Origin of the sequence: Kitasatospora sp. MY 5-36 (assembly GCF_001182915.1) — a bacterium.
Taxonomy (GTDB): Bacteria; Actinomycetota; Actinomycetes; order Streptomycetales; family Streptomycetaceae; genus Kitasatospora.
Map to the genome: position 1 here is coordinate 1 of NZ_LFVW01000618.1, position 6,798 is coordinate 6,798.

General features: G+C 72.7%; 5 protein-coding genes. 4 read left to right on the forward strand and 1 reads right to left on the reverse strand.

All coding sequences use genetic code 11. The annotated features are described in order from the left end of the window. Nucleotides 1–351: 351 nt before the first annotated feature. Entirely contained in the window at nucleotides 352–1,965 is a 1,614-nt protein-coding gene (locus AE652_RS31790; protein ID WP_049657854.1) for a chitinase, read from the reverse strand. Between the two features lie 410 nt (nucleotides 1,966–2,375). Here AE652_RS31790 and AE652_RS31795 point away from each other — a divergent pair, with 410 nt between their 5' ends. From AE652_RS31795 to AE652_RS31810, 4 genes are all read left to right on the forward strand, one after another. Beyond that, a complete protein-coding gene (locus AE652_RS31795; RefSeq protein WP_181970663.1) occupies nucleotides 2,376–3,170 on the forward strand; it encodes an isoprenyl transferase in 795 nt (264 codons plus the stop codon). Between the two features lie 330 nt (nucleotides 3,171–3,500). Further along, complete coding sequence (locus tag AE652_RS31800; RefSeq protein WP_049657856.1) at nucleotides 3,501–4,835, forward strand: PhoH family protein; 1,335 nt, start codon at nucleotides 3,501–3,503, stop codon at nucleotides 4,833–4,835. A 431-nt stretch (nucleotides 4,836–5,266) separates the two neighbouring features. Continuing rightward, nucleotides 5,267–6,025 carry a transglycosylase SLT domain-containing protein gene (locus AE652_RS31805; protein ID WP_181970664.1) on the forward strand — a complete coding sequence of 253 codons (759 nt, stop codon included), beginning with the start codon at nucleotides 5,267–5,269 and terminating at the stop codon, nucleotides 6,023–6,025. A 509-nt stretch (nucleotides 6,026–6,534) separates the two neighbouring features. After that, nucleotides 6,535–6,798, forward strand: a complete 264-nt coding sequence (locus AE652_RS31810; protein ID WP_049657859.1) for a hypothetical protein — start codon at nucleotides 6,535–6,537, stop codon at nucleotides 6,796–6,798.

Below are 6,798 nucleotides of genomic sequence, written 5' to 3' on the forward strand. Positions count from 1 at the left end.
CGCCGCGCTGGCCCGCCGCCGCCCGGTGCGCGGGCTCGACCTCCCGGTCGGCCCGTTCCTGCTGCTCGGCGCGCTCACCGCGGTCCTGGCGCGGTGAGCGGAGCCGTACCAGGCGCCAACCGGGAGCCGCCCCGGCCTCCGGTCCACCCCGCTCCCGGCCCCGCTCCCGGCCCCCGGAGGACCCCGCCACCGCCCCTTCCGGACCCGGCCCCTAATAGAGGGGACAGGGGAAACGGAAGGGCCCGCCGTACCGGTCGGTACGACGGGCCCCGCCGCCGACGCGCAGGCCCCACCCTCAAGGAGCGGCGCGCCGGGGGAGTTGGGCTCTAGGGGGTCACGGCCTCCCGGCCGTCACGGCATCTTGTGGACGAACGGGCCGACCGTGTTGGAGAAGGCGTTGCCGTTGTTGGCGTCCCAGTTGGTCGACCAGGTCATCGCGCCGCGGATGGTCGGCCACTTGGCCGGCGGCACGAAGCTGCCGCAGTTGTTACCGGTGGCCAGGCAGTCCAGCGCGTTGTTCACCACGGTCGGCGAGACGTAGCCGCCGCCCGCCGCCCGGCTGGAGGCCGGGACGCCGATGCCCACCTGGTCCGGCCGCAGGCCGCCCTGGATCTGGGTGCAGACCTGCGCGGTGATGAAGTCGATGGTGCCCTGGTTGTAGACCTTGCCGTCGCAGCCGTTCATGCCGCCCGAGTTGTAGAACTGGGTGTTGACGACGGTGAGGATGTCCTTGGTCTTCAGCGCCAGCTGGAAGTAGGCGCCGGAGGTGTTGTACATCCCGATGGTCTCGGGGGCCATGGTCAGGACGAAGCCGGGGCCGACCTTGGCCTGCAGGGCGTGCAGCGCGTCGCCGAGCGGACCGGCCTGGACGCCGTTCTCCAGGTCGACGTCGATGCCGTCGAAGCCGTAGTCCTTGATGATCGCGTAGGCGCTGTTGGTGAAGTTGGCGCCGGCGGTGGCGTCCCCGACGGTGATCGCGCCGTTCTGGCCGCCGATGGAGAGGATGACCTTCTTGCCGGCCGCCTGCTTGGCCTTGACGTCGGCGCGGAACTGGGCGTCGGTGTAGCCGCCGAGGGCCTTGGACAGGCCTGGGTCCAGGGTGAAGCTGATCGCGCCGGTCCTGGTCGGCACGGCGTCGGCGAAGGACACCGCGATGATGTCGTACGCGCTCTGGACGTCGCTCAGCCGCTGCGCGGTCGAGCCGTTGTCGAAGTTCTGCCAGTAGCCGGTGACCGCGTGGGCGGGCAGGCCGGTGACCGGCGGGGTGGTGCTGGTCGGCGTGGCGGTGGGGGTCGCCGTCGGGGTCTGGGTGGGCGTCCCGGTGGGGGTCGGGGTCGCCGTCTGGGTGGGCGTCGCGGTGGCCGTGGGGGAGGCGGTGGCCGTCGGCGTCGGGGTCGGCGTGGGGGTCGCGGTCGGCGACGGGGTGCCGGTGCCGCCGGGGCCGACCAGTGCGACGTCGTCGGCCAGGTAGGCGCTCTGGCCGTACCAGCCGTGCAGGTAGACGGTGACGCTGGTGGTGTTCGCCCCGGTGGTGAAGGTGGTGGACAGCTGGTTCCAGCTGTTCTGGTTCGACCACGCGGACGGGTCGGTGCCGCCGGTGCCGCGCGCGCCGAGGTAGACGTACGGGCCCTGGACCCACGCGCTCAGCGTGTAGCTGGTGTTGGGCAGCACGCTGATGGTCTGGGCGCACTCGGCGGTGTCGCCGGCGCCCGGGGTGGCCTGGAGCGCGCCGGTGCCGGAGTGGACCGGGGAGGACACCGTGGTCGCGGCGCCGGTGCAGGTCCAGCCGCCGAGCCCGCCGTCGAAGCCGCCGTTGGCGACCAGGTTGCCGACCGCCGCGCTGGCACCGCCGGCGAAGAGGGCGAGGCCGCCGCCGGCCAGGGCGAGGGTGGTGGCGCCGGCCGCGACGGCCGGGAGGGGGCTGCGCCGGCGCTTGTGCGAAGGCTGGTTCAGCGTACGGGCCATGGGGCGACGCTCCTGGGGGAGGAGCGGCCGCCGCGGTGGGGGGCGCGGCGGCCGCGTGTGGGGGAGGGGAGGTCCGAAGTGAGCCTGCGGGGCGGAGCAGGAGGATCGTTCCGTCCCGGATCAAAAGCTGGACTAGACCATTGCTGGTCGTCAAGCATCGGAAGAACGGCTTACGGTTCCGTTAAGGATTCGGAGACCGTTCCGTGTCCGCGCCCCGGAGGCCCCGCAACGACCCCGCGGAGGCCCCGCCACCCGTCCGGAGGACCCCCGACACGCCCGTCGGGACAGACTTCGTACAGGACCGTGACCAGACCGCTACCTGCGGCTTTACTGTGCACCTGCGCGCCGGAGTAGGCTGCGCCGGGGGCGGAGACGCACCAGTTGCAACGAGCACGGAGGGGCCGGGAAACATGGGTCTGCGCGATGTCGCCGAACGGACGCCGGGGCTGCGCACCCTGCTCGGCGGGATGTACGGGCTCTACGGGCGACGGGTCGAGGTCCACCTCGCGAGCACCCCGCGCCACATCGGCGTGATCCTGGACGGCAACCGCCGCTGGGCCAAGGCGGCGGGCGGCTCCACCGCGTACGGCCACCAGCGCGGCGCCGACAAGATCAGCGAGTTCCTCGGCTGGTGCGACGAGACCCACGTCAAGGTCGTCACCCTCTGGATGCTCTCCACCGACAACCTGGACCGCCCGGCCGACGAGCTCGTCCCGCTGCTCGGCATCATCGAGGACGCCGTCACCGGCCTGGCCGCCGCCCGCCGCTGGCGGGTCAACCCGGTCGGCGCGCTGGACCTGCTGCCCCAGCACACCGCCGACGTGCTCAAGCGGGCCGCCGACCAGACCGCCGACATCGACGGGATAACGGTCAACGTCGCGGTCGGCTACGGCGGTCGGCACGAGATCGCCGACGCCGTCCGCTCGCTGCTCCAGGAGCAGGCCGGACGCGGCACCTCGATCGAGGAACTGGCCGAGGTCCTGACCGTCGAGCACATCGCCGAGCACCTGTACACCCGCAACCAGCCCGACCCGGACCTGATCATCCGCACCTCGGGCGAGCAGCGGCTGTCCGGCTTCCTGCTCTGGCAGAGCGCGCACAGCGAGTTCTACTTCTGCGAGGCGTACTGGCCGGCCTTCCGCAAGGTCGACTTCCTGCGCGCGCTGCGCGCCTACGAGCAGCGCCACCGGCGGCTGGGGCTGTAGTCCCGGATCGGCCGGTTCCGGCCCGGCGTCCCCGGGCCGGTGCCCCGCGTTCCCGGGGCCGGTGCCCCGCGCCCTCGGGGGCGGTGACCCCGTGTCCGGGGGCCGTCGTCCCAGGTCGGGCCGTCCGGAGGAAATGACCGCCGTAGGCCTGGCCTACCCGGCGCCCGGGCGAGGCCAAACGTTCACCGGCAATGATCCGTCAGTTCGCCGGGGGCGCGAATGCACCGTTCCCCGCCTGGGAATACTCCAGTCAGTCCGGTCCCGAGGCCACCGGGGCAGCGGGGGCCGGCTTGCCGCGGATGACGCAGGGTCATCCGCTCTGGAGGCCTAGTGGTCAGTTCCAAGAGCCGCCGGACACCAGACCGGCGCACGTACGTTCTCGACACCAGCGTGCTCCTGGCGGACCCGCTCGCCATGACCCGCTTCGAGGAGCACGAGGTCGTCCTCCCGGTGGTGGTCGTCACCGAGCTGGAGGCCAAGCGGCACCACCCGGAGCTGGGCTACTTCGCCCGCCAGGCGCTGCGGCTGCTCGACGACTACCGCATCCGGCACGGCCGGCTCGACGAGCCGATCCCGGTCGGCGAGCTCGGCGGCACCATCCGGGTCGAGCTCAACCACTCCGACGTGTCGATACTGCCGGTCGGCTACCGGGCCGGCGGCGGTGAGGCGGACACCCGGATCCTCGCGGTCGCCCGCAACCTCCAGGCCGAGGGCTACGACGTCACCGTCGTGTCCAAGGACCTGCCGCTGCGGATCAAGGCCAGTTCGGTGGGCCTGCTCGCCGAGGAGTACCGGGCCGAGCTGGCGATCACCTCCGGCTGGACGGGCATGACCGAGCTGCACGTCCCGGCCGATCAGGTGGACGCGCTCTTCTCGGTCGGCCACGACGCCGGGGTGGACGTCGACGGGGCCGCCGAGCTCCCGGTCCACACCGGACTGGTGCTGACCTCGGAGCGCGGCCGGGCGCTCGGCCGGGTCACCGGCGACGGCCGGGTGCGGCTGGTGCGCGGGGAGCGCGAGGCGTTCGGGCTGCGCGGGCGCAGCGCCGAGCAGCGGGTGGCGCTGGACCTGCTGCTCGACCCGGAGATCGGGATCGTCTCGATGGGCGGCCGGGCCGGCACCGGGAAGTCGGCGCTGGCGCTGTGCGCGGGGCTGGAAGCGGTGCTGGAGCGGAGGCAGCACCGCAAGGTGATGGTCTTCCGGCCGCTGTACGCGGTCGGCGGGCAGGAGCTGGGCTACCTGCCCGGTTCCGAGGCGGAGAAGATGGGCCCCTGGGCGCAGGCGGTCTTCGACACCCTCTCCGCCGTCACCACCCCGGACGTGATCGAGGAGGTCATCTCCCGCGGGATGCTGGAGGTGCTGCCGCTGACCCACATCCGGGGGCGCTCGCTGCACGACGCCTTCGTGATCGTGGACGAGGCGCAGTCGCTGGAGCGGAACGTCCTGCTGACGGTGCTGTCCCGGATCGGCCAGGGCTCGCGGGTGGTGCTCACCCACGACGTGGCGCAGCGGGACAACCTCCGGGTGGGCCGCTACGACGGCGTGGTGGCGGTGGTGGAGAAGCTGAAGGGTCATCCGCTCTTCGCCCACATCACGCTCACCCGCTCGGAGCGTTCGCCGATCGCGGCGCTGGTCACGGAGATGCTGGAGGACATCCACCCGTGATCCGCCCTCCGAGGGCATAGTCGGACAATACGGTCAACTCATGGCCGGGGGCCCGCTCCTGAGGGAGCGGGCCCCGTCCGTTTCATCACATCGAGTGCTTTCCGTCCGGGGAACTGCCGTGCGGTGAATGTGACATGCGCCACGCGGGCGGGAATTGCGTCGACCGTACCCGGTGCGGCATGGTGAGGGTTCTGTCAGGCCCCGCGTACGGCGCGGCAGGGCTTCCGGCCACCGGAGGTCAGGCCCCGGAAGGTCCACCAACTCCGGTCGGTGGACGCACAATTGAAGAACGTTGAGCCGTACGCCGCCCGATTCCAACGCCTGGTCGACTCACCTCGGCCGGACGCCGGGCCAGCACCTCCCGTGACCAGTGCACCGTGCGGAGGTCAGTGTCAAGGGGCATGTTGCGCCCGTACGGTCACGCGTGGGCGATGCTGGAAGGAATCCATGTGACTCGGATCTCGGTCCGGGGAGTCGCTGTGGCCTCCGCCACCGCCGTCACCGCTGTCGGTGCCGTCGTGGGCATGGCCTCGGGCAGCGAGGGCAAGACGACGCAGACGGTCGACGTCGCGGGCGCGACCCTGCTTGCCGAAGTCCCCTCTGGCGCCCAGGCGCAGACCATCAGTGACAACATCGGCCAGCAGGCATCCGCCCAGCAGGCCTCCGCCGACGCAGCCGCCAAGGCCGCCGCGGAGCAGAAGGCCGCCGAGGAGGCCGCGCGCCAGCAGGCCGCCGCGGACGCCCAGGCGAAGGCCGACGCCCAGGCCAAGGCCGACGCGGAGAAGGCCGCCAAGGCCGCGGACGACAAGCGCAAGGCCGACGAGGCCGCCGCGAACCGTTCCAAGTCCCGCTCCGCGATGAGCGCGGTGGAGGACAGCGCGCCGCCCGTCTCGGTCAGCCCCGGCTCGGTCCAGGACCTGGCCCGGCAGATCGTCGGCAACGACGCGCAGTTCCAGTGCTTCAGCCAGATCGTGAAGCGCGAGAGCGGCTGGGACTACACCGCGACCAACAAGAGCTCCGGTGCCTACGGTCTGGTCCAGGCGCTGCCCGGCACCAAGATGGCCTCGGCCGGTGCCGACTGGCGCACCAACCCGGCCACCCAGATCAAGTGGGGCGTCGGCTACATGAACTCCCGCTACGGCAGCCCCTGCGGTGCGTGGTCGTTCTGGCAGGCGCACAACTGGTACTAGGAAACGGCTGCCGCTCCGGCGGCGCGGTTCCACCCGGCCCCCGGCCGTTCGCCCTCCTCGGGCGAGCGACCGGGGGCCGTGGCGTTCTCCGGCCAGGACGTTCTCCGGTTCGGCGGTTCTCCGGTTCGCGGCGAGGGGGCGGACCGCGCCGCCCGGGCGGCGCTGACCAGTGCGCCCTCGGGCGGTGCGGCCCCGGTTGCGGACGCGGGGCGCGGGGAGGGGTCCTGGTTGCTCCCCGCACCGGCCGGTCCGCCGGCGGTTGGCCGTGGGGCGACCTCGGCGGCTGGGCTCCGGGGTCTCGTCCCGACTCCTCCCCGGTGAACCGTGTCCGAAACCGTATGGAACCTTGCGTTTTGTCCGGTTCATCGGGATGGACGGTTCGAGTCGAACGGACCGGCGACCGGACTCGCCGCTCCTCCGGCGGGTAGCGTCATCCCTGACGGCCGCGGCAGGACCCGCGGCGTACCGCCGGACACGGCGGGTTCGGCAGGGGAGCGGTGGTAGCGAGGATGGCGCGGGGCGGAAAGGCCTTCAAGGCCGTGGCCAAGGGCATGGCCGTGGTGGCGAGCGCGGCCGCCGTGATCGAACGGCGCCGGCGTGCCGCGATGGCGGCCGACCCGCACGAACCGGCACTCCCGGCACTGGCCGAAGGGCCGGTGCCGGCGCTCGTGGACGGGCACGTCCCGGCACTCGTCGAGGCGCCGGGCCCCGTCCCGGTCCCTCGGGCCGTTCCGGTGCCGCAGGCCGCCACCCGGCAGGGCGCCAAGCCCTGA